Annotated in this window: 21 protein-coding genes; 8 read left to right on the top strand and 13 right to left on the bottom strand. The window is 71.2% G+C overall.

Annotation, left to right across the window (positions count from 1 at the left end):
- The first annotated feature begins 89 nt into the window (after positions 1 to 89).
- Entirely contained in the window at positions 90 to 1634 is a 1545-nt protein-coding gene (locus OG798_RS33925; RefSeq protein WP_121415104.1) for a hypothetical protein, read from the top strand.
- A 154-nt stretch (positions 1635 to 1788) separates the two neighbouring features.
- Here OG798_RS33925 and OG798_RS33920 read toward each other — a convergent pair whose 3' ends face one another.
- The 6 genes from OG798_RS33920 to OG798_RS33895 form a co-directional block, all read right to left on the bottom strand.
- Entirely contained in the window at positions 1789 to 4644 is a 2856-nt protein-coding gene (locus OG798_RS33920; RefSeq protein ID WP_267062745.1) for a SpoIIE family protein phosphatase, read from the bottom strand.
- Between the two features lie 336 nt (positions 4645 to 4980).
- On the bottom strand, positions 4981 to 5412 hold the full coding sequence (locus OG798_RS33915; protein WP_095852766.1) for an ATP-binding protein: 432 nt from the start codon (positions 5410 to 5412) through the stop codon (positions 4981 to 4983).
- 265 nt (positions 5413 to 5677) lie between these two features.
- Complete coding sequence (locus tag OG798_RS33910; protein WP_328758176.1) at positions 5678 to 6097, bottom strand: (deoxy)nucleoside triphosphate pyrophosphohydrolase; 420 nt, start codon at positions 6095 to 6097, stop codon at positions 5678 to 5680.
- Between the two features lie 74 nt (positions 6098 to 6171).
- Positions 6172 to 6354 (bottom strand): SPOR domain-containing protein, encoded by a 183-nt coding sequence (locus OG798_RS33905; RefSeq protein ID WP_055618615.1) that lies wholly within the window; start codon positions 6352 to 6354, stop codon positions 6172 to 6174.
- Positions 6355 to 6693: 339 nt separating this feature from the next.
- Positions 6694 to 7446, bottom strand: coding sequence for a GntR family transcriptional regulator (locus OG798_RS33900; protein ID WP_097224872.1), 753 nt, complete (start codon positions 7444 to 7446; stop codon positions 6694 to 6696).
- Positions 7447 to 7593: 147 nt separating this feature from the next.
- Positions 7594 to 7848, bottom strand: coding sequence for a hypothetical protein (locus OG798_RS33895; RefSeq protein ID WP_328758175.1), 255 nt, complete (start codon positions 7846 to 7848; stop codon positions 7594 to 7596).
- Positions 7849 to 7859: 11 nt separating this feature from the next.
- On the opposite strand from OG798_RS33895, the gene OG798_RS33890 reads away from it, so the two are divergent.
- The gene (locus tag OG798_RS33890) at positions 7860 to 8966 is read left to right on the top strand and encodes a pyridoxal-phosphate dependent enzyme (protein WP_328758174.1); all 1107 of its coding nucleotides are present in this window, start codon (positions 7860 to 7862) and stop codon (positions 8964 to 8966) included.
- A gap of 62 nt (positions 8967 to 9028) precedes the next feature.
- On the opposite strand, the gene OG798_RS33885 is transcribed toward OG798_RS33890, so the two are convergent.
- Positions 9029 to 11206, bottom strand: a complete 2178-nt coding sequence (locus tag OG798_RS33885; protein WP_328758173.1) for a DEAD/DEAH box helicase — start codon at positions 11204 to 11206, stop codon at positions 9029 to 9031.
- A gap of 148 nt (positions 11207 to 11354) precedes the next feature.
- Here OG798_RS33885 and OG798_RS33880 point away from each other — a divergent pair, with 148 nt between their 5' ends.
- Positions 11355 to 11936, top strand: a complete 582-nt coding sequence (locus OG798_RS33880) for a Uma2 family endonuclease (protein WP_328758172.1) — start codon at positions 11355 to 11357, stop codon at positions 11934 to 11936.
- A gap of 146 nt (positions 11937 to 12082) precedes the next feature.
- On the opposite strand, the gene ychF is transcribed toward OG798_RS33880, so the two are convergent.
- Positions 12083 to 13171, bottom strand: coding sequence for a redox-regulated ATPase YchF (ychF, locus tag OG798_RS33875; RefSeq protein WP_095852771.1), 1089 nt, complete (start codon positions 13169 to 13171; stop codon positions 12083 to 12085).
- A 329-nt stretch (positions 13172 to 13500) separates the two neighbouring features.
- Here ychF and OG798_RS33870 point away from each other — a divergent pair, with 329 nt between their 5' ends.
- Positions 13501 to 13932: a DUF6542 domain-containing protein gene (locus OG798_RS33870; protein WP_306454731.1), complete on the top strand. Its 432-nt coding sequence runs from the start codon at positions 13501 to 13503 to the stop codon at positions 13930 to 13932.
- 137 nt (positions 13933 to 14069) lie between these two features.
- On the opposite strand, the gene ppgK is transcribed toward OG798_RS33870, so the two are convergent.
- Together ppgK and OG798_RS33860 are read right to left on the bottom strand one after the other, a co-directional pair.
- On the bottom strand, positions 14070 to 14816 hold the full coding sequence (ppgK, locus tag OG798_RS33865) for a polyphosphate--glucose phosphotransferase (RefSeq protein ID WP_095852773.1): 747 nt from the start codon (positions 14814 to 14816) through the stop codon (positions 14070 to 14072).
- 29 nt (positions 14817 to 14845) lie between these two features.
- On the bottom strand, positions 14846 to 15871 hold the full coding sequence (locus tag OG798_RS33860) for a 4-hydroxy-3-methylbut-2-enyl diphosphate reductase (protein WP_095852774.1): 1026 nt from the start codon (positions 15869 to 15871) through the stop codon (positions 14846 to 14848).
- Between the two features lie 186 nt (positions 15872 to 16057).
- Between OG798_RS33860 and xseA the strand changes: the two genes are divergently transcribed.
- The 3 genes from xseA (at position 16058) to OG798_RS33845 (ending at position 18410) form a co-directional block, all read left to right on the top strand.
- Positions 16058 to 17266, top strand: coding sequence for an exodeoxyribonuclease VII large subunit (gene xseA, locus OG798_RS33855; protein ID WP_095852775.1), 1209 nt, complete (start codon positions 16058 to 16060; stop codon positions 17264 to 17266).
- Positions 17267 to 17275: 9 nt separating this feature from the next.
- Positions 17276 to 17533: an exodeoxyribonuclease VII small subunit gene (locus OG798_RS33850; protein WP_067368332.1), complete on the top strand. Its 258-nt coding sequence runs from the start codon at positions 17276 to 17278 to the stop codon at positions 17531 to 17533.
- 286 nt (positions 17534 to 17819) lie between these two features.
- Positions 17820 to 18410 carry a malonic semialdehyde reductase gene (locus OG798_RS33845; protein ID WP_097224876.1) on the top strand — a complete coding sequence of 197 codons (591 nt, stop codon included), beginning with the start codon at positions 17820 to 17822 and terminating at the stop codon, positions 18408 to 18410.
- 162 nt (positions 18411 to 18572) lie between these two features.
- Here the strand turns inward: OG798_RS33845 and OG798_RS33840 are convergent, their stop codons facing one another.
- Positions 18573 to 19091, bottom strand: coding sequence for a DUF4245 domain-containing protein (locus OG798_RS33840; protein ID WP_095852777.1), 519 nt, complete (start codon positions 19089 to 19091; stop codon positions 18573 to 18575).
- Between the two features lie 125 nt (positions 19092 to 19216).
- On the opposite strand from OG798_RS33840, the gene glpX reads away from it, so the two are divergent.
- Positions 19217 to 20251, top strand: coding sequence for a class II fructose-bisphosphatase (glpX, locus tag OG798_RS33835; protein WP_095852778.1), 1035 nt, complete (start codon positions 19217 to 19219; stop codon positions 20249 to 20251).
- A 181-nt stretch (positions 20252 to 20432) separates the two neighbouring features.
- On the opposite strand, the gene OG798_RS33830 is transcribed toward glpX, so the two are convergent.
- Entirely contained in the window at positions 20433 to 20804 is a 372-nt protein-coding gene (locus tag OG798_RS33830) for a WhiB family transcriptional regulator (RefSeq protein ID WP_095852779.1), read from the bottom strand.
- A gap of 199 nt (positions 20805 to 21003) precedes the next feature.
- Complete coding sequence (locus OG798_RS33825) at positions 21004 to 21696, bottom strand: DUF1707 SHOCT-like domain-containing protein (RefSeq protein ID WP_097224877.1); 693 nt, start codon at positions 21694 to 21696, stop codon at positions 21004 to 21006.
- Positions 21697 to 21754: the final 58 nt, after the last annotated feature.

Raw genomic sequence — 21754 nt, 5'->3', positions numbered from 1 at the left:
TATGCCCCCGTATCCCCGGTACCTTAAGCGGCCCCGCCTCGGCGCACTCCCGGTCGCGCCCCGGCGCAAGCGGTCATACGCTCCCAAATGTGACGTCGCCCCTGAGCCGAAGCCGGTCGCGCCGAGCCACGTCCCACATAGCCGTACGGGTGGCGCATGCCGTGCTCGGGGGGCTGCTGGCAGTGGGATGGCTGCTGCTGCCCATCACACGGGCGGGAGCCGACGAGGTGCGGTCCGCGCCCGGGCGGGGTGGGACGAACACCGGCGATCTCGTGCTGCCCCTCGTCGCGGTGGTCGCCGCGGGGGCGCTGGCGGCGTACTCGTACGCGCGGCGGACACGACGGGCCCGGACCCGTACGACACCCGGCGGCGGCACCCCGCACCCCGTGCCGTTCGCCGAACTCGACCGCCGGGCGGGACGGTTGCTCGTCGAGATCGACGACTGCGTGCGCACCGGAACGGAGGAACTCGGCTGGGCCGCGGACCGGTTCGGAGAGGAGGCCGTCGCGACGTACACGGAGGCACTGGCGTTCGCGCGCTCCGAGCTGACGGCTTCCTTCCGGCTGTGGCAGCGGCTGGACGACACCCTGACGGACGACAGCCTCGTGCGGCGGCAGCTGCTGGAGGAGATCGTCGCCCGCTGTACGGAGGCGGGACGGCGGCTGGACGCGGAGGCGCCCGGATTCGATCTGCTGCGCGCCCTGGAGCGGACGTTGCCTGCCGCGCTGGAGTCGGCGGAGGCCCGTTTCCGGAAGCTCACCGCGCGCACCCCGGCCGCGGAGGCGACGCTCACCGAACTGCGCGAGCGGTACGCGCCCTCCGCGTCCCTGTCCGTCGCGGGCGACGTCGAACAGGCCAAGGACCGGCTCGTCTTCGCCACCACCCGCCTGGACCGGGCCCGGCAGTCCCTGGACCGGGGGGAGGGCGCGCGGGCGACGGCGTATCTGCGGGCCGCCGAGGCCGCCGTCGACCAGGCGGACCTCTTCGTGGCCGGTATCGACCGAGTGGCCTCCGAACTCGCCTCCGCGACGGCCCTGTTGCCCGGCGCGCTGCGTGACGCGGACGCCGAGCTCGTGGCCGCGCGCGGCCTCCCTGCCGTCGGTGCGCTGCCCAGTCGGATCACGCACGCCGCGTCGGCCGTCGCCGACGTGCGACGGGAGATCACGGGCGGCGTCCGTCCGTACGACCCCCTCGGCGCCCTCCGTCGCCTCGCCGACGCCGGGGCACCGCTCCTGGCCGAGGACCGCGTGCCCGTCGACCGGGCGTTCCTCGACCGGGCCTTCCGCGACCACGCGCTCCTTCCGGCCCGCAGTGCCGTCGCCCTCGCCTCCGAGTTCGTCACGACACACCGGGGAGCGGTCGGGGTCGAGGCACGGACCCGGCTGTCGGAGGCGGAGCGGCACCTCGCGCTCACGCCCCGCACCCTCGTCGACGTCCGGCGCGCCGATGGGCTCGCTCTGGAGGCCCAGCAGCTCGCGGAGCGGGACGTGCGGGCGTACGGGAATCCGTACGCCGGACCCGAGGGCGCGGGCGTCGGCGGTGCGGTGCTCGGCGGGATCCTGCTCGACGACACGCCCGACGCCCCCGCGGCGAGCTTCGGCGGACCGAGGACACGCGGGCGCAGGGACTTCTGAGGGCGCGGGGGCTTTCAGGAGCGCGGGGGCCTTTTATGGGCGCGGGGAACTGCGCGACCAGCCCCCACCGGCTCGCAGCCGAGGAACCACCGGGCCGGGCGGGGAATGGAATCGGGGCGAAGCCCAGCCCAAGGGGGTGCGGGGAACGGCGCCGTCAGAACAGGCTCAGCAACGCCTCCGCCGGGTCCGTGAGAGGCGTACCGCCGTCCGGGAGCGGGAGTTCGAACCAGACCGTCTTGCCGCGCGGCGTCCGCCGCGAGCCCCACGAGGCGGAGAGCAGGCCGACGAGCTGCAGCCCCCGGCCCCCCTCGTCCGTGTCGCGGGCACGGCGCCGGCGCGGCTGGACGAGGCCCGCGTCCCAGACCTCGCACACGAGGGTCCGGTCCAGCAGCAGGCGCAGCCTGATCTCGCCCTCGCCGTAGCGCAGCGCGTTGGTGACGAGTTCGCTGACCAGGAGCTCGGCGGTGTCGACGAGCGGCTCCAGGCCCCAGGCGGTGAGCTGGGTGCGCGCGTACTCACGGGCCCGCCCCACACTGCGCGGCTCGCGCGGCAGCGTCCAGTCGCCGACGGAATCGGCGGGCAGCCCCTGGACACGAGCCATCAGCAGCGCGATGTCGTCCTCGCCGTGGTGGGTGTCGAGGGTGTTGAGGACGTGGTCGCACACGTCCTCCAGGGGGCGGGAGGGGTCGGTGAGCGCGCCGACGAAGGCCTGCAGACCCTCGTCGAGGGGGTGATCGCGCGATTCGACCAGTCCATCCGTGTAGAGCGCCAACAGTGCGCCTTCGGGTAGTTCGACCTCTACCTCCTCGAAGGGCTCGCCGCCCACCCCGAGGGGCATGCCCGGCGGCACGTCGAGCATCAGCGCGCTCTCGCCGGGTTCGACCAGCACCGGCGGCAGATGGCCCGCGTTGGCGAAGGTGCAGCGGCGGGTCACGGAGTCGTACACCGCATACACGCAGGTCGCCAGGTACACCTCGGAGAGGTCGGCGTCGCGGGGCTGGCGGGCCGCGCGGGTGGCCTGCTGAACTCCGCCGGGGGTGCCGAGACCGCGGGCGATCTCGTCCAACGCCGAGAGGACTTCAGCGGGTTCGAGGTCGAGGAGGGCCAGGGTGCGGACCGCGGTGCGCAGCTCACCCATGGCGACCGCAGCCCGCAGACCGCGCCCCATGACGTCGCCGACGACCAACGCCGTGCGGTGTCCGGGGAGTTCGATGACGTCGAACCAGTCGCCACCGACCTCGGTGGCCGCGTTGCCGGGCAGGTACCGACACGCGATGTCAAGACCGGAGGCCTCCGGGTCGCCCGGCGGGAGGAGCGAGCGCTGCAGGATCAGCGCGCGTTCGTGCTCACGGCGGTACAGCCGGGCGTTGTCGATGCAGACCGCGGCGCGCGCCGCGAGTTCCACCGCGAGCGCCCGGTCGCGGTCGCCGAAGGGCTCGCTGCCCTTCGTACGGGAGAACTGGGCGAGGCCGACCACCGTGTCGTGGGCGACCATCGGGACCGCCAGCGTGGACTGGATGAGCCCGCCGTCCTCGGCGGGGACGTGCTGGGGGCGGGCGGTGCGCAGAGCGTCCGCGCAGGGCGAGTTGAACGGGTAGTGGTGGACGGCGCCCACGGTCACGGGGGCCGGTCCGCCGATGAACGGCGCGTCGGACACGGCGCTGGCGAAGGCGACCCGGCGCAGCTCCGCGCTGCCGTCGGCGAGCGCCCGCGGGGTCTCGTCGCCCGCCAGCAGGCCCTGGTACAGGTCGACGGTGGCGAGGTCGCAGAAACCGGGCACGACGACGTCGAGAAGTTCGCGCGCGGTGGTCTCCAGGTCGAGGGAGTTGCCGATGCGGGCGCCCGCCTCGTTCAGAAGAGCGAGATTGCGCCGGGCGGCGGCAGCTTCCCGGGCCGCGGCGCGTCGGCTGGTGATGTCGGTTCCGAGCCAGGCGATACCGATGGGGCGGCCGGTGCCGCTGTGTACGCGGTAGAGGTTGATGGACCAGTGCCGGCGGTCGTCGGAGCCGGGTATGAAACCGGTGACGTGCATGTCCGTGATGGAGTCGCCGGTTTCGAGGACGCGGCGCAGCGTCGCGGCGACCCGATCGGCCTCGGAGCGCGGCAGATAGTCGTGGACCGTACGGCCGCGGTGGCTCTCCACGTTTCCGCCGAACACCGAGGCGAACCGCTTGTTGGCGCGCCGGACCCGCAGGTCCATGTCGATGAGCAGGAAGCCGAACGGAGATTGACCGAAAATCGCCTGCGAGGCGGCGAGGTCCGTCTCGATGCTGCGGAGGGTCCGGACGTCCACGACGATGCACACGGCGGCCCGTTCGCCGTCCTCCGTCGTGGTGGGCATCACATAGACCTCGGCGAGGCCCTCGGCGCCCGGCTCGCCGTCCTCGGCGGCCGGCATGCGGAAGGGGACCACACCGGTCCACTCGCGGCCGTCCAGGATCTCCGCCATCTTGCGCTGGCCGCGCTCACGCTGGTCCGGTTCGAAGAACGCCTCGATGGGGTCCATGCCGAGGGCGCGCTCGGGGGATATCCCGAAGAGCTGCTCGGCACGCAGGCTCCACTGGTCGACGAGGCCGTCGGCGCCGATGGAGAACGAGGCGACCTTGATGTAGTCGTAGATCGAACCGGGCGGGCTGCTCTGCCACATCGCGTCGCCCATGGGCTCGCCGTCCGGTTCGACGGGCGATTCAACGGGCGCTGCGCCCTGCGGTCCACCAGGCGACTTGGCCGTGGCCCGGTGCATGTCCGCGCCGATGTCCGTGCCCGCGTCCGTCGGATCGCCCGTCGAGGCGCCCGCCGTCCGGGACCTCGCGTCGTCGCTCGGTCCGGAGGGCGCGCCGCCCCATGGTGTGTTCGTCGGCTCGGTTCTCGCGTCGCCTCGCGGTTGGGGCACGGCGGCGCCCATCGCCCCGCCCGTCGCTCCGGCCACGGCGGAATCGCCCGCGGCCCCCGCCCTCGCGCCGTCCGACGGGTCCTCGGACTCCGTGGCCTTCGCTGGTATCTCGCTCACGCGAACCGTCCCCTCCAGCTCACCGCGTCCGGCACCGGTCACCGGGGGCGGCTGCCCGCAGTATCCAGCACTACGGCGCCGCACAACACGGTGTTCACGATCACAGCACGGTCCCGATGGTTTTTGGACCGGCCGCGACATACTCCCAGTCTTCTAACCAGGTGGCGCCCCATCGAATCAAAGACTCCGGACAACTCTGATGGCCTGAACCAATCGGTCGCCCCACCCTCCGCCCGACACACCCTCAGCACGACAGCCGACGCCCCCTCAGCCGGGCACAGTCCGCACCCTCAACCAGGCACCACCGACACCCTCAACCAGGCACCGCCGACCCCCTCAGCCGGGCACCCCCAGCTCGAACCACACCGTCTTTCCAGTGTCCCCGGGCCGGGTACCCCAACGCCGCGACGACCCCGCCACCAGTTGCAGCCCTCGACCACTCTCGTCGTCCGCGTCGGCGGACCGCTCACGGGGCGGGTCGGGCAACGGGTCGGAGACCTCCACGAGGAGAGCACCCGGCAGTCCTCCGGGTCTGACCAGACGGACACCGATGGGGCCGGTGGCGTACCGCAGCGAGTTGGTCACCAGCTCACTGACCAGCAGCGCGGTCACGTCACCGAGGGAATCCAGCCCCCAGGTGCGCAGCTGGCCCCGGACGACGGCACGGGCGGTACGGACGGCACCGGGCTCCGCGGGAAAACTCCACTCGGCACAGTCGCCTTCGGTGTCGATCACGCCGATCACTTCCCAGGCCAGGAACCCACCCATGTCCGGTTTCGTGGGGTTAATGGGCACATACCCGATATCCGGGACGCCTTACCGCACACGTGGGCGCACTGTGGCACGAACGGCGTACGGGACTTCGGGCCGCGGACGCGGCTCGCGCCCTCCCGCTCCCGAAAGCCCTGCACCCAGCGCCGCGCACCGGCGCCCGCGCCCGCACCTCGTACGTCACCGGTGTCCCCCAAAGAGAGGAGCCGGTGCGCGGCACCTGGCCCTGCGACCCGTCGGCGCCCAGGGGGTGTCGTTCGGATCACCCCCTGGACAGATCCCGGCCGTCCCAGAGCCGCAGCACCGCCTTCACGGCGGGGACGTCCTGGTCCAGCCAGTCCACGTCCCAGAGCTCGTCCGGACTCAGCCAGCGCAGGTCGTCATGATCCTCGAGGGGCGTGGGGTCGGCCGAGCCCGGGAGCAGTCGCGCGGTCCACACACGCAGGACGTACGGCGTCCGCAGGGGCCACTCCCCCGGGACGCGCTCGACGGACTCCGCCGTTACGCCGAGTTCCTCGCGCAGTTCGCGTACGAGGGCGGCTTCGGGGGCCTCGCCCGGTTCCACCTTGCCGCCGGGCAGCTCCCAGCGTCCGGCCAGTTCGGGGGGTGCGCTGCGGCGCGCGGCGAGGAGGCGTCCGTCGTGCAGCAGGGCGCCGCCCACCACCACGATCGTTTCGTCCATGCGCCGGAGCCTACGACAGGACACACCGGACACGGACAGGACCTCGGACCGTCGAAGCCCGGGCCGTCACACCGTCACTTGGATCCGTTCTGCCCGATCCGCTCGACCCAGTAGAGCTGCTTGTGGCCGCGGTCGTCGAGGCTGTCCGCGATCTTCTGGGCCTCGGCCCGGGTCGCGTACCTGCCGACGCGGTAGCGATTGCCGTTGTCGTCCTGCCGTATGACGAGCCAGGGAAGAGTGATCGTGCCGTCGTTCATCGAGCCCCTCCACTTCCCGCCCCCGGCCCGCGCCGTGCCCCGCACCCTGACGAAACCGCAATCCGCATATGCCCGAGCCTACGCCTAACCTTCACGCAGCGAACACGCCTTTACACAAAGAGGTACGCAACCAGCCAAGACGGAGGGGGCGCATGGGTACGAGCGCGCCGTCGAGCGCCCTCCGTGCGCCCGCCAGGCAGCGCGAACTCCGCTCCGCACAGGGCATTTGAGAAAGGCCAGATTGCAACCGACGTCGCACGCGGGGCACTTGGCGGTCGGCTCGCCCGGGAACGAGGGGGCCCCACCCCGCGGACGCCGACCGCCCGTGAACTCCTACGCCTACTTCACCGGCAGGTGGTACGCGATGCGATACCGGTCCGCCGGTACGACGACGTCGGCCGTCTCCACCGGACGGCCCGAGGCGAAGTACGTCCGCTGGATGACGACGACCACGTGCCCGGGGACACCGCCGAGCGCGAGGAGTTCCTCCGCGAGGCCGGGACGGGCGCCCACTTCCTCCGTGACGTTGTCCACGATCACGTCGATGGCCGCCATCCGCTCGACGACACCCATGCCCCCGAGCGGACCCTCTTCGGGGAGCATCACCGGGGTGCGGCCCGTGACGGCGAGGGGCTCCCAGGAGGTGGAGAGCATCATCGCCTCGCCGGCGTCCCGGAAGACGTAGTTCGTACACATCACGCGGTCGCCGGGCCGGATCGAGAGGCGCTCGGCGATCGCGCCGCTCGCCTCGGCCTGCTCGCTGTGCGACTCCCAGGTGCCGCGCACGGCCAGGTCGGCCTGCTCCTGGCGGAAGGGGGTCACTCCACTGTCCGGGCGGTACCCGGAGCGGGCCACCCGGCGCGGCACCGGCCGCTCCCGCACATACGTCCCCGAGCCGGAGCGGCCCTCGACCAGGCCTTCGGCCATCAGCACCTTGCGCGCCTCCAGGGCGACCGTGTCCGAGACGCCGTACTCCTCGCGGATCCTGGCCTGGGAGGGGAGGCGGGTGTGCGGTGGCAGCGAACCGTCGACGATCTTCTTGCGGAGATCACCCGCGACACGCAGATACGCCGGCTGCTCACCGAAAGTCACTGGCCGCTCCCATCAGGTTGTACAGACAGCAACAGCCTGGCAACCGTGGGTTGTGCTGTGCAAGCGAAGGCCAAAGAATCACTCGATGTGATTACCTCTCCCCGCCGTGGGCTTTACCCAGGCACTTTCTCCCCGCTACAGCCCGCGTCACACCTCCAGACCGCCACCGCTTCCCCCGTTGCCCCGGCCGCCCCCGCCCTCGTCGTTCGACGGCGGGTTGGTGGTGAGGCCCAGAACCTTGCGTGCGGTGACCGTCCTCCTCGGGTCGATGAGCTCCAGGCCCTTCTTGTAGTGGGCGGAGAAGGTGTCCGCACAGCGGATGCAGCGTCGAGCAGACTGCCGGGGCCGGAGTAACCCGCGCCGCTCATGGCGAAGTTCGCGATCACCTCGGCGCGCACGCATAGCCTGCGGACATGACACCTTTGCCGGATCGCTTCTGCCCGGCGGACGGTACGCGCGTCCCCGGTGGCTCGCTCGACTGGTGCTGCCCGGTCTGCCGCGGCCCGCTCGACCTGGACTTCGCACCGACCCCCGCGCCCCTCACCTCCCTGACCGGGCGGGTGAACTCACTGTGGCGGTACACGGAGTGCCTGCCGCTGGCCGCGCCCACGGTCAGCCTGGGCGAGGGCCGTACCCCGCTGGTGGAGCTGCGCGGGGGCATCTCGGCCAAGCTGGACTTCCTGATGCCGACCCTGTCCTTCAAGGACCGCGGCGTCGTCCTGCTGACCGAGCTGGCACTGCGGCTGGGGCCACGGCAGGTGATCGCGGACAGCAGCGGAAACGCGGGGACGGCGATCGCCGCGTACTGCGCGCGGGCCGCGCTGCCCTGCACGGTGTACGTCCCCAAGGGCACGTCGCCGAAGAAGCTGGAGCAGATCGAGGCGCACGGGGCGCGGGTGCACCTCGTGGACGGGGACCGGGAGGCGACGGCGCGGGCGGCGCGCGAGGCCGCGGACCTCCCGGGCACCTTCTACGCCTCGCACGTCTTCAACCCGTACTTCCTGCACGGTACGAAGACGTACGTGCACGAGCTCTGGGAGGACCTCGGCGGGCGCCTGCCCGATGTCATCGTCGTCCCCGTCGGCAACGGCACGCTGCTCCTCGGTGCCGCCCTCGCCGTCGCCGAGCTGCACGGGGCGGGGCTCATCGACCGGCGGCCCGCGCTGTACGCCGTCCAGGCCGCCGCGGTGGCGCCGCTCGCGCACGCCTGGGCCGAGGGCGCGGACGACCTGGTCGGCGTCACCCCTTCGGCCCCCACCTTCGCCGAGGGCATCGCCATCCCGCGCCCGCCCCGGGCCCGCCAGATCCTGCGCGCCGTACGCGACTCCGGTGGCACGTTCCTCACCGTGACGGAGGACCAGATCCGCCACGCTCAGAGGGACTTGGCGTCGCGGGGCCTGTACGTCGAGTCGACGGGAGTGGCGTGCTGGGCGGCCGTACGGGAGGGGGTGCTCGCAGGACGTACGGCGGTGGTGCCGTTGTGCGGCGCGGGCGTGAAGACGGGGCCGGCCCGGGGGTAGGCGGGGCCGTCGGTCACCGCACAACGCCCGGGGCGGCACTCACGCGTCGAAAGACGTGCCCCTCACGGCTCCCGCGCACCGCCCTGCCCCGGCCCCACGGCGCCCGCCAGTCGCATTTGCTCCTCCTCCACGATGCGGCGGGCGAGGGCGCTGTCGGAGATGTCGACCGCGTCCGGGCTCTGTTCGGCGGTGTCGCTGCGGCGGGCGTAGGCGTCGAAGAGGCGGGTCTTGTTCTTGAGGATGTGCAGCAGGCGCTGGTCGACGCTGTCGGTGGCGAGGAGGCGGTGCACCTGGACGGGGCGGACCTGGCCCATACGGTGGGCGCGGGCCACGGCCTGGTGTTCCATCGTGGGCTTGACCTGCGGTTCGCACAGGACGACCACGGACGCGGCCTGGAGGTTGAGCCCGATACCGGCGGCCTCGATCTGGCAGAGGAGGACCGCGTGACCGGGAGCGGCCGTGAAGTCGTCGACGAGACGCTGCCTGCGCGCGGCGGGCACGGTACCGGAGACCGGCCCGAACACGCCCTCTCCCAAGGCTTGTCGGACCAGTGCCAGCACATCGCGGAAGTAGGAGAACACCACCACCTTCAGGCCGTTCTCCGCCGCTTCGGCCACCAGTTCGCGCAGTCGCCCCAGCTTCGCGGACTTCTCCGCGTCGGCGTACGCGGCCCGGCGCATCGCCATGAAGTTCCCGTCCGCGACCGCTTTGAGGTACGCCTCCCGGTCCGCGGCGCTGAACTCCTCCCACTCGTCCACCTCCACCAGCGCGGGCAGTTCGGTGAGGACGTCGCGCTGGTTGCGGCGCAGATAGGCGGGGGCGACGGACTTGCGGAAGGCGTGCGGGCCGGCGGCCGCGGTGGTGTGCCGTATCGCGGGGAGGAGGGCCGGCTGGAGGTAGCGGACGAGGGTGCGGAACTCCTCGACCCGGTTCTCCATGGGCGTCCCGGTGAGGAACAGGACGCGCTCGCAGTGCCCCGTCCAGGCCGCGACCGCCCTGGAGCGGCGGGTGTCCGGATTCTTCACGTAGTGCGCCTCGTCGACGACCACCATCCCCGGCTTCGCCCCTTCACCGGCCGGGGCGGGCAGGCGGTGCAGCATGTCGTACGTGGTGATCGCGACGCCCCCGCGCTCCCGCCACTCCTCGTAGGCGTCGAGCCGCTCCGCGCCGTGCACCGGCAGGGCCCGCAGCGTGCTGCGCGCGCCGATCTCACGCGTCCAGTTGATCAGTACGCTCGCCGGGCAGACGACCAGGAAGTGACTGTGCCCGTCCGCCGCGAGATGCGCGAGTACGGCGATGGCCTGCACGGTCTTGCCGAGCCCCATCTCGTCGCCGAGGACGACCCGGCGCTGGGCGAGCGCGAACCGGGCGCCGAAGTCCTGGTAGCCGCGCAGTGAGACCCGGCGCCGGGTGTCGTCCAGCGTCTGGGCGTGCACCCGCTCGGCGACCTCCGACGGCAGGAAGCCTTCGGCGGCCGCCACGTCCGAACGGTGCTCGCAGACCTCGGCGAGCTGGTTGTAGTACTCCGCGGAGCGCAACTCGAAGTCGACCCACGCCTCGATCTCGGATGCGGGCGTCCGCAGCAGGTCGGTCGAGGCCTGCGCGAGCAGCAGGCGTACGTCACGGGCGCCGGCGTCGGCCGTCAGCTCGCGCAGTTCGGCGACCGCGTCGAGCGCGCTCCGTCGCCGCTCCCGCCCCGCGAGCGCCATCCCCAGCCGTCGGCCGGCGGGCCGGGCCGCGGGCAGTAGCGCCCCGAGCCGCTCGTCGAGCCGCGTCGCCGCGTCCACGGCCCGGCGCAGCTCGGGACCGGCCTCGACGAGGGTGCGCAGCGCGATCACCAGGGCGGTTGTGCGGGGCTCGGGCCGGTCGACGTCCATCCGTACGGAGACGGTCTCCTCCACCGCCCTCGCGAGCTGCCGAGCCGCCGCGAGGGCACGGTCGGCGGTCTGCGCGCCCACCCCCGGCAGCCGGCGCAGCTCGTACCGTCCCGCCTCGTACACCGCCCGCACCGAGGCGAACCCGGCCGTCTCCAGCGCCCCGAGCCGCAGCCGCCCCTCGGTGACGTCCTTCAGCCGGGAGACGGGGATGGAGTCCAGCTCCTTGCCGACGAGTTCGGCGTGGATCGGTGTCAGCGCCGCGCGCACCGCTTCGAGCGCGCGGGCGTGATCGGCGAGCACACCCCGCGCGGCCTCGTGCAGTCCGACGCCCTCGGCGAGCAGACTCCGCTCACGTTTCCCCACCGGCCCGACATTACTGCCCCCCACCGACAGCCCGGCCCGCCTCCGGGTGCACCGACGGAGCCAAGCCCCTACGCCATCGCCCAGGAAGGTCGATCACCTCGTTGACGGTCTCGTGGTCCGGGCCGCGCCGAATCGCTACGGTTGAGCCATGACCGGACTGCCCGACTGGATGCGCCCGCCGCGCTTGGAAGGCTGGTTCGCGGAGGACCTGGACCGCCTCCCCGAGGCACCCCGCCATACCGAGCTGATCGACGGAGCCCTCGTCTTCATGATGTCGCCCCAGCGGTGGTGGCACGGCCACCTCGTCACCATGCTCACCGTCGCCCTCATGGAACAGGCGCCCGTCAATGTCAGGGTCGGCCGCGAGAGGACCATAAAGCTCGACGAGCGCAACCGACCCGAACCGGACCTGTTGCTGACGACGGCCGACTACGACGGGGACCGCACCTGGTTCACACCGGACGAGGTACGACTCGTCGTCGAGGTCGTCTCACCCGAGTCCGCGCACCGGGACCGCACGGTCAAGCTCCGCAAGTACGCGGAAGCGGGCATCCCGCACTACTGGTGCATCGAGGACGAGGACGGTGCCCCCGTCGTCCACGTCTACGAACTCGACGAGCCGACCCGCTCCTACGCACCCGCCGGCATCTTCCGGGGCACCTTGAAGCGCCCCGTCCCCTTCGAGATCAGCCTGGACCTCGACAAGCTCACCCCGCCCCGGCGCGCATAGAAGTCGGCGTACTCGACGAGCGGGTTCGCCTGGACGATCTGTCGCTGAGCTTGTGCGCACACCGAAGAAGGGGTCCGACTCCGAGGAGCCGGACCCCTTCCGATCCGCGTTTTTGCCGGATCAGCGATGCAGTGGGATGTCATCCACTAGACGTTGAAGCGGAACTCCACCACGTCGCCGTCCTGCATGACGTAGTCCTTGCCCTCCATGCGGGCCTTGCCCTTGGCGCGGGCCTCGGCGACGGAGCCCGTGTCGACGAGGTCCTCGAAGGAGATGACCTCCGCCTTGATGAAGCCCTTCTGGAAGTCGGTGTGGATGACTCCGGCGGCCTCGGGGGCGGTGTCGCCCTTCTTGATGGTCCAGGCGCGGGATTCCTTGGGGCCGGCCGTCAGGTAGGTCTGCAGGCCGAGGGTGTCGAAGCCGACGCGGGCGAGGGTGGCGAGGCCCGGCTCCTCGGCGCCCACCGACTCCAGGAGCTCCATGGCGTCCTCCTCGTCGAGCTCGGCGAGGTCCGCCTCCAGCTTGGCGTTGAGGAAGATCGCCTCGGCGGGGGCGACCAGGGTGCGCTGCTCGGCCTTGAAGTCCTCGTCGACCAGCTCGTCCTCGTCCACGTTGAAGACGTAGAGGAACGGCTTGGTGGTCAGGAGGTGGAGGTCGTGCAGGAGCTCCTCGTTGCCAGAGCCCTGGACGATGCCCTGCGAGAAGAGCGTGTCGCCCTTCTCCAGGATCTCCTTCGCCGCCTCGACCGCCGCGACCTTGGGACCGATGTCCTTCTTGATGCGCGACTCCTTCTGGAGGCGCGGCAGGACCTTCTCGATGGTCTGGAGGTCCGCGAGGATCAGCTCGGTGTTGATCGTCTCGATGTCGTCCTTGGGCGAGACCTTGCCGTCGACGTGCACGACGTTCTCGTCCTTGAAGGCACGGATGACCTGGCAGATCGCGTCCGATTCACGGATGTTCGCGAGGAACTTGTTGCCCAGGCCCTCGCCCTCCGAGGCGCCCTTCACGATGCCCGCGATGTCGACGAAGTCGACGGTGGCCGGGAGGATCTTCTGGGAGGAGAAGATCTCTGCCAGTTTCGTCAGGCGCGCGTCGGGGACACCGACCACGCCGACGTTCGGCTCAATCGTGGCGAACGGGTAGTTGGCCGCGAGCACGTCGTTCTTGGTCAGGGCGTTGAACAGGGTCGACTTGCCGACATTGGGCAGACCGACGATTCCGATCGTGAGCGACACGTTGCGACTTCCCGTACGTGAGGGTGGGCGACAGGCCCGCGAAGGTGCGCGGGCCGATCCACCAGTCTACGGGGTGCGAGGTCCCTTACCGGCGACGCATCGAACGCATGGCCAGGGTCGGCCCATCGGCGTGTCTGAGGGGCTATTCCGCACATAAACCGACCTAAGTTGGTCCAGTGGAGCAACACAGGACGCGTCCCCCTCAGTACAGACCGCGACGCGGCGCACCTCTTCCCGCCCAGACCGGGCGCGCCGCCGCCGACCGTGTACGCAGGAGTGCGCCCCCCGCGCGGCGACCCGCGCCCAGGCCCGCTCCGGCGCGACGGCGGATGCCGAACCCGCGGCTCACCGGGCTCGGCGGCGGACTGTTCTGCGCGGCGACGATGTTCGCGCTCGCCTGTCTCGACCAGTTGCTCTTCGGGGCGTCACTGGTGGTCTACGGGGTGCTGTTCCTGCCGGTGTGCGCGCTGACCGCGCTGTGGGTGCGGCGAGGAGACATCGTCATCGCGCCCGTCGTCGTACCCATCGCCTTCGCGTTCGGGCTGCTGCCCGTCGCCGACGGGGGCGGCGGGTTCGGGGGCGAACTGATGGGGCTCGTCACCGCGCTGGCGACCCAGGCGGGATGGTTGTACGGGGGGACGCTCGTCGCGGGGGTCATCACCACCGTACGGAAGGTCCGCCTGATGAGCCGCCGGGCCGCCCAGCGCAGGGCGGCCCAGGGGCCCCGCCCGAAGATCCGGCCGCGCCGCCGTCCGGCCTGACGGACACGAGGGGCCGGACGGACACGCCAAGGGGCCCGATGGACACGGCGGTAGGGCAACGGGCCCGACAGGGGGGGTGACGGGCGCGGGCGCACCGGCGCCGGGCTCCCGGCCCGGCCCCGCGCGCCCCGGAGGGCCTACGCGGACTTCGCCGCCCGCATCGCCGCCCCCACGATCCCCGCGTTGTTCTGCAACTGCGCCGGGACGATCTCCGCCTTGATGCCCTCGATCAGCGGCAGGAACTTGTCGGCCTTGCGGCTGACGCCGCCGCCGATGATGAAGAGCTCGGGCGAGAAGAGCATTTCCACATGGGCGAGGTACTTCTGCACCCGGTGGGCCCATTGCTCCCAGGTCAGCTCGTGGTCCTCCTTGGCCTTGGTGGAGGCGCGCTTCTCCGCGTCGTGGCCGTTCAGCTCGAGGTGTCCCAGCTCCGTGTTCGGAACCAGTTCGCCTTCGACGAAGAGCGCGCTGCCGATGCCCGTACCGAAGGTGAGCAGGAGGACCGTGCCCCGGCGGTCGCGCCCGGCGCCGAACTGCATCTCGGCGACACCCGCCGCGTCCGCGTCGTTCAGCACCGTCACCGGGAGGCCGCCCAGCCGCTCGCCCAGCAGGGCCCGCGCGTCGGTGTCGATCCACGCCTTGTCGACATTGGCGGCCGTCCGAATGGTGGCGCCGCCGGTGACCACCCCGGGGAAGGTGATGCCGACGGGTCCCGTCCAGCCGAAGTGACCGACGACCTCCTTCACGCCGTCGGCCACCGCGTCCGGGGTCGCCGGATGGGGAGTGAGCACTTTGCGGCGCTCCTCCGTCAGTTCGCCGCGGTCCAGGTCCACAGGGGCACCCTTGATCCCGGATCCGCCGATGTCCACGCCGAAGATCTGCATGGCCCCACGCTACGTCGTACGACAGACAGTCACTTCTCGGAGGGGGCGGAAGAACCGGCCGCCGTACGCTGCTCCACGAGCGCCGCCGCCTCCGCGCGCAGATCGCGGCGCAGCTCCTTGGGCAGCGAGAAGGTGATGGACTCCTCCGCGGCCTTGACGATCTCGACGTCCTCGAAGCCACGGGCGGAGAGCCACTCCAGGACCTGCTCGACCAGGACCTCCGGGACGGAGGCGCCCGAGGTGACACCGACCGTCGTCACACCCTCCAGCCAGCCCTCCTCGATCTCGTCGGCGAAGTCCACGAGGTACGCCGCCCGCGCCCCCGCGAGCTTGGCGACCTCGACGAGACGCACGGAGTTGGAGGAGTTGCGCGAACCGACCACGATGACCAGGTCGGCTTCCTCTCCCATCCGCTTCACGGCCAGCTGGCGGTTCTGCGTGGCGTAGCAGATGTCGTCGCTGGGCGGGGAGATGAGCTGCGGGAACTTCTCCTTCAGCGCGTCGACCGTCTCCATCGTCTCGTCGACCGACAGCGTGGTCTGGGAGAGCCAGACGACCTTGGACGGGTCGCGGACCTCGACCTTGGCGACGTCCTCGGGACCGTCCACGAGGGTGATGTGGTCGGGCGCCTCGCCGGAGGTGCCGATGACCTCCTCGTGGCCCTCGTGGCCGATCAGCAGGATGTCGAAGTCCTCGTTCGCGAACCGGACGGCTTCCTTGTGCACCTTGGTGACCAGCGGGCAGGTCGCGTCGATGGTGGCGAGCTTGCCGGCCGCGGCCTCGTCGTGGACGACCGGGGCGACGCCGTGCGCCGAGAACATGACGATGGACCCCTCGGGGACCTCGGCCGTCTGCTCGACGAAGATCGCGCCCTTCTTCTCCAGGGTCTGCACGACGTACTTGTTGTGGACGATCTCGTGGCGGACATAGATCGGGGCCCCGTACTGCTCAAGGGCCTTCTCGACGGCGATCACGGCGCGGTCCACGCCCGCGCAGTAGCCACGGGGGGCGGCGAGCAGGACACGGCGGCCAGGCGAAGCAGTCATGGCACCCATCGTAAGGCCGCGCCCGACGCGTCAAAGATCGCCTCCTTGGGGAGACCGAGGGGGAGCCGGACGGGGTGGGCGGGACGCGACCCTCGGGAGGCACGATGCCCGACACGCAGACCACCGCCGGAGCGGCCGACGAGACCGGTGCCGGGTACCGGCACTGTGTCAGTGGGGGCCGTTACTCTCGGGCGCATGGCTCTCAACACGTCCGCGGACGCCCCACTGCCCGTCGGCGAGGTGTCGCGGCTCATCGGAGGCTGGATCGACCGGCTCGGCGCGGTGTGGGTCGAGGGACAGATCACCCAGTTGTCGCGGCGCCCCGGCGCGGGCGTCGTCTTCCTGACCCTGCGCGACCCGTCGTACGACATCTCGGTGAGCGTCACCTGCTATCGGCAGGTGTTCGAGGCGGTGGCGGACGTGGTGAGCGAGGGTGCCCGCGTCGTCGTCCTGGCGAAGCCCGAGTGGTACGCGCCGCGCGGGCAGCTGTCGCTGCGGGCCACCGAGATCAAACCGGTCGGCGTGGGGGAACTCCTCGCGCGACTCGAGCAGTTGAAGAAGTCCCTGGCGAGCGAGGGGCTGTTCGCGGCCGATCGCAAGAAGGCCCTGCCGTTCCTGCCGCAGCTCATCGGGCTGGTATGTGGGCGGGCGTCCGCGGCCGAGCGGGACGTGCTGGAGAACGCGCGGCACCGCTGGCCGGCCGTCCGCTTCGAGGTGCGCAACGTCCCCGTGCAGGGGGTGCACGCGGTGCCGCAGGTCGTGCAGGCCGTGAAGGAGCTGGACGCGCTCGACACCGTGGACGTGATCATCGTGGCGCGCGGCGGCGGCAGCGTGGAAGACCTGCTGCCGTTCTCGGACGAGCAGCTCGTACGGGCGGTCGCGGCCTGTCGTACGCCGGTCGTGTCGGCCATCGGGCACGAGCCCGACAACCCGTTGCTGGACTTCGTGGCCGACCTGCGCGCGTCCACGCCGACGGACGCGGCCAAGAAGGTCGTGCCGGACGTCGGGGAGGAGTACGAGCGGGTGCGGTTCCTGCGGGACCGGGCGCGGCGGAGCGTCCAGTCCTTCATCGACCGGGAGGAGCGCGGGCTCGCGCACGCGCTGGCCCGGCCCTCGATAGAGGATCCGCACCGGATGGTCGACGAGCGCGCCGACCAGGTCACCGCGCTGCTGGACCGCGGGCGGCGCACGCTCGGGCATCTGCTCGACCGCGCCGACTCGGAGCTGACGCACACCCACGCGCGCGTGGTGGCCCTCTCCCCCGCCGCGACCCTGCAACGGGGGTACGCGGTGCTCCAGAAGGCCGACGGTCATGTGGTCCGGGACCCCGACGAGGTCGCGGCGGGCGAGGCGCTGCGGGCGCGGGTCGCCGAGGGTGAATTCACGGTACGAGTCGATGCATAGGGTGGGCGCATGACCAGCAAGGTGGACGAGGCGCTCGGGTACGAGCAGGCGCGGGACGAGCTGATCGAGGTCGTACGCCGACTGGAGGCGGGCGGCACGACGCTCGAGGAGTCACTGGCGCTCTGGGAGCGGGGCGAGGAGCTGGCGAAGGTCTGCCGCCGCTGGCTGGAGGGCGCTCGGGCCCGCCTGGACGCGGCGCTGGCCGAGGAGGAGTCGGAGAGCGGGGACGGAGACGGGCACGGAGACGGGGGCCGCGACTCCGAGTGACGTCATGACGTTCGCTCCCTTCCGCAGCCGGTGACACCCGGCGACATCCCCAGTGACGCCCCGGCGACACCCGGCCGCCGTCCCGCTCGGTGACGGCGGCCTCGTCGTTTCCCCGGAACCCCGGTCTGGCGCCCGGGAGCGATCTCGTTCCCCCTCGCTCCCTCTCACTCCCTGTGAAGCGGATCACCTCACCCCGTTTTTGGTTGAACCTTAAACCTCCTCCCCGTACTGTCGACATCGCCAGCCGATCCCCCCGGATCCACCGCACATCCCGAGAAGGTTTCTGATGTCTCTCGTTCTTGACCCCGCCGCCCAGGACCTGCTGTTCCGCGAGGCCCGTACCGCCAACACGTTCACCGACGAGCCGGTGACCGACGAGCAGGTGCAGGCGATCTACGACCTGGTCAAGTACGGCCCGACCGCCTTCAACCAGTCGCCCCTGCGCATCACCCTGGTCCGCTCCGCCGAGGCCCGCGAGCGCCTGGTGCAGCACATGGCCGAGGGCAACCAGCCCAAGACCGCCACCGCCCCGCTGGTCGCGATCCTCTCCGCGGACAACGAGTTCCACGAGGAGCTCCCCACCCTGTTCCCGCACTTCCCGCAGGCCAAGGACCTCTTCTTCGCCGAGCGCCCGGCCCGTGAGGGTGCCGCCTCGCTGAACGCCGCCCTGCAGGCCGCGTACTTCATCATCGGCGTCCGCGCCGCCGGCCTCGCCGCCGGCCCGATGACCGGTCTCGACTTCGCGGGCGTCCAGAAGGAGTTCCTGGACGACGACCACACCCCGCTGATGGTCATCAACATCGGCAAGCCGGGCGAGGACGCCTGGTTCCCGCGCTCCCCGCGCCTCGAGTTCGACCAGGTCATCACGACCGTCTGAGCCCCCGCGTACGCCCCGGCGCGTACGCGCATGAGACGAGAAGGGCCCCCGGCAATGGCGCCGGGGGCCCTTCTCATGCGCGTACACGGACGTATTACGCGACGCATCACGACGTCACAGCATTACGACGTCACAGCGTCACAGCGTCACGACGTCACGACGTCACGACGTCTTCAGCGCCTCCGCCATCTTCGTCAGCTGCCCGAACGACGCCGTCCCGGTCACCACGGTGGTCGCCCCCTTGGCCTTGAGCACGAGGGCGTCGTACTTGTCGCCCTCGTACCGCTGCCACGTCGCGTCACCGATCCGCTGGGTGGCCTTCGTCTCCTTGGCGCCCTGGCTGGCCGAGTCGACGAAGGCGGCCGCAGGCTGAGTCGACTGCTCGACCGCCACGTACTGACCGTCGGGGTCGTGGAAGCCCAGGTGCCAGGCATCGAACTCGGTGCCGTCGTAGCGCACCGAGGTCGCCTTCCACGCCGTCGGCAGACCCACGGGTGCCGCCACGGGATACGACGCCGCGCGGCGCGCCGTGAGCAGCTCGACGCGGTAGTCGACGCGCTTGAGAGGAGGCGCGGAGTCGTCGTGCGGGATGAAGATGTAGATCACGCCTGCCATGAGCCCGATCAGACCCAGGGAGAGGAGCATGTCCCGGACGCTCTGCTTGCCTTTCGTACCTGCCACGCCCCTATCGTCGCAGGTGCCCTGGCCTGCTCATCCGTGGGGCCCCCTGCTCATTTTGTCAGCCTGACGATAGAGTCGAGGGACACCCTCATCCGGCCGTCGTCGTATCAGAAAGGTGCGTCTCGATGACCGAGAATCATCAGCTGCCGTCCGAACTCGAGGTCCCTTCCGAGGCCCCCGACCGAAATCTCGCCCTGGAACTGGTCCGGGTCACCGAAGCCGCCGCGATGGCCGCGGGCCGCTGGGTAGGCCGCGGCGACAAGATCGGCGCCGACGGCGCCGCCGTCCGGGCCATGCGGACCCTTGTCTCAACCGTCTCGATGAACGGCGTCGTCGTCATCGGTGAAGGCGAGAAGGACGAGGCCCCGATGCTCTTCAACGGGGAGCGCGTGGGCGACGGGACCGGTCCCGAGTGCGACATCGCCGTCGACCCGATCGACGGAACCACGCTCACCGCCAAGGGCATGGAGAACGCGATCGCGGTGCTGGCCGCCGCCGACCGCGGCACCATGTTCGACCCGTCCGCGGTCTTCTACATGGACAAGCTGGTCACCGGGCCGGAGGCCGCCGACTTCGTCGACATCAACGCGCCCGTCTCGGTGAACATCCGCCGGGTCGCCAAGGCCAAGAAGTCCTCGCCCGAGGACGTCACCGTCGTGATCCTCGACCGGCCGCGCCACGAGGGGATCATCAAGGAGATCCGCGAGACCGGCGCCCGGATCAAGCTGATCTCCGACGGCGACGTCGCGGGCTCGATCCTCGCGCTGCGCGAGGGCACGGGCATCGACCTGCTCCTCGGCGTCGGCGGTACGCCCGAAGGCATCATCTCCGCCTGCGCCGTGAAGTGCCTGGGCGGCACCATCCAGGGCAAGTTGTGGCCCAAGGACGACGCGGAGCGACAGCGGGCGCTGGACGCCGGGCACGACCTCGACCGTGTGCTGCTCACCGACGACCTGGTCTCCGGCGAGAACGTGTTCTTCGTCGCCACCGGGATCACGGACGGGGAACTGCTGCGCGGGGTGCGGTACCGGGCGGAGACCGCGACCACCGAGTCGATCGTGATGCGGTCCAAGTCGGGTACGGTGCGCCAGATTCGGTCGGAGCATCGGCTGAGCAAGTTGCGGGCGTACAGCGCGATCGACTTCGACCGCGCCAAGTAGCTCCGCGGGGGCGCTCCGCCGGGAGTGCCGGGGAACTGCGGGTTGCGGGTCACCGCGGGTGCGTCGTGGCCGGTCGCGCCCACGCGGCGGAGCCGCAAATGTCACAGCCCCGCGCCCCTTACGGGGCACGTGCAAAGGGGCCTGCCCTGTGCGGAGGGCGGCCCCTTTGGCGTACGTGCGGTCAGCCGGCTGCGGCTATCGTGCCGCGGGCGGCCTTCTTGAGTTCCAGGTCGCGGCGGCGGCGCCGGGCGAGCACCACGCGGCGCTCGGCGGCGGTGAGGCCGCCCCACACTCCGTACGGCTCGGGTTGCAGCAGCGCGTGTTCGCGGCACTCGACCATCACGGGACAGCGGGCGCAGACGCGCTTCGCCGCCTCCTCGCGGGACAGCCGGGCCGCCGTGGGTTCCTTGGAGGGCGCGAAGAACAGGCCGGCCTCGTCCCTGCGGCACACCGCCTCCGTGTGCCATGGGGCTTCCTGATCCCTGTCCCCCACTGGCGCCCGCTGGGCCGGAACGGCAGCTACCTGCAGGGACTGATGCGGCGGTTGCAGCACGGTCTACTCCTGACGACGGCTTCGCGGGCGTGCCGGGCACCGCGGGAAGTCCCACAGCGCCCTCCAAGAGGCGATGCAGCAAGCCCTACCCGCTGTGCGCGCGCCTATGCACTGAGTTCCCGAGAGCGGAGCCGGTCGTTCGAAACGGGGCGCGGGTGAGTGGACCAATGCGCCCCGCGCGCCGTCGCGTTCACAGGCGTCAACGGTCGAGGTGCTTGCGCAAAGTCCTGTCCACGCGGTCCATCGTGCGGTCGAGGATGTCGGCGACGAGCTTGCCGCGCTTGGGCCGCGCCTCGATGTTCCCCAGCACCGCGAAGCCTTCGACGTAGACCACGGGGGCGTCGGGGTCGCCCCCGTCCGTGGTGTGCGTCTCGAAGTTGCCGAGGACGCCGCCGCCGCTGCCGCGCAGCGAGACGTTCTCCGGGACCTTGATCTCGACGTTGCCGAAGACCGAAATCGCCTTGATCACGACCTGTTGGTACTCGAAGATCGCCTCGCTGAGGTCGATGTCGACCGAGCCGAAAACGGCGTACGCGTGGATACGGCGCCCGGCGCGCCAGCGGCCCTTGCGCACGGCGGCGCTGAACACCGCCACCACGTTCTCGTCGGCCTCCGCCGGGATGCCGCCCGGCTGGGGGCGGTTGGGCACGGACGTGTACGCGGGGGTCGCGCGGCCCGCGCGCGCGGCGGGCAGGTCCTGGACGAACCGGTCGAGCTCTCCCACCGTCTTCGTGGCCAGCACCCCCTCGATCCGCTCGGCGTGCTCGTCGGCGGTGAGGCGCCCCTCGGCGAGGGCATCGCGCAGAATGTCGGCGATCCGGTCACGGTCGGCGTCGGAGGCCCGGAGTTCGGCGTCGGAGGCCCGGGTTTCGGTGCGCTTCTGAAGGTCCACGACAGCAGCGTACCCAAACGCGATAGATCGCGACTACCCCTTCTCCCGACCTGTGGAA

It is taken from the genome of Streptomyces sp. NBC_00271, assembly GCF_036178845.1.
Taxonomy (GTDB): Bacteria; Actinomycetota; Actinomycetes; order Streptomycetales; family Streptomycetaceae; genus Streptomyces.
Note: the sequence above shows the minus strand (reverse complement) of the source record. Positions and strands in the feature narration are given on the sequence as shown.

Coding starts and splice junctions, on each gene's coding strand:
- OG798_RS33910 (WP_328758176.1), bottom strand. CDS start 6,097: ATGGACGAAACGATCGTGGTGGTGGGCGGCGCCCTGCTGCACGACGGA.
- OG798_RS33860 (WP_095852774.1), bottom strand. CDS start 15,871: ATGGGTGCCATGACTGCTTCGCCTGGCCGCCGTGTCCTGCTCGCCGCC.
- xseA (WP_095852775.1), top strand. CDS start 16,058: ATGGCTCTCAACACGTCCGCGGACGCCCCACTGCCCGTCGGCGAGGTG.
- OG798_RS33870 (WP_306454731.1), top strand. CDS start 13,501: ATGCCGAACCCGCGGCTCACCGGGCTCGGCGGCGGACTGTTCTGCGCG.
- ppgK (WP_095852773.1), bottom strand. CDS start 14,816: ATGCAGATCTTCGGCGTGGACATCGGCGGATCCGGGATCAAGGGTGCC.
- OG798_RS33905 (WP_055618615.1), bottom strand. CDS start 6,354: ATGAACGACGGCACGATCACTCTTCCCTGGCTCGTCATACGGCAGGAC.
- OG798_RS33850 (WP_067368332.1), top strand. CDS start 17,276: ATGACCAGCAAGGTGGACGAGGCGCTCGGGTACGAGCAGGCGCGGGAC.
- glpX (WP_095852778.1), top strand. CDS start 19,217: ATGACCGAGAATCATCAGCTGCCGTCCGAACTCGAGGTCCCTTCCGAG.
- OG798_RS33915 (WP_095852766.1), bottom strand. CDS start 5,412: ATGGGTGGGTTCCTGGCCTGGGAAGTGATCGGCGTGATCGACACCGAA.
- OG798_RS33890 (WP_328758174.1), top strand. CDS start 7,860: ATGACACCTTTGCCGGATCGCTTCTGCCCGGCGGACGGTACGCGCGTC.
- OG798_RS33845 (WP_097224876.1), top strand. CDS start 17,820: ATGTCTCTCGTTCTTGACCCCGCCGCCCAGGACCTGCTGTTCCGCGAG.
- OG798_RS33895 (WP_328758175.1), bottom strand. CDS start 7,848: ATGCGTGCGCGCCGAGGTGATCGCGAACTTCGCCATGAGCGGCGCGGG.
- OG798_RS33880 (WP_328758172.1), top strand. CDS start 11,355: ATGACCGGACTGCCCGACTGGATGCGCCCGCCGCGCTTGGAAGGCTGG.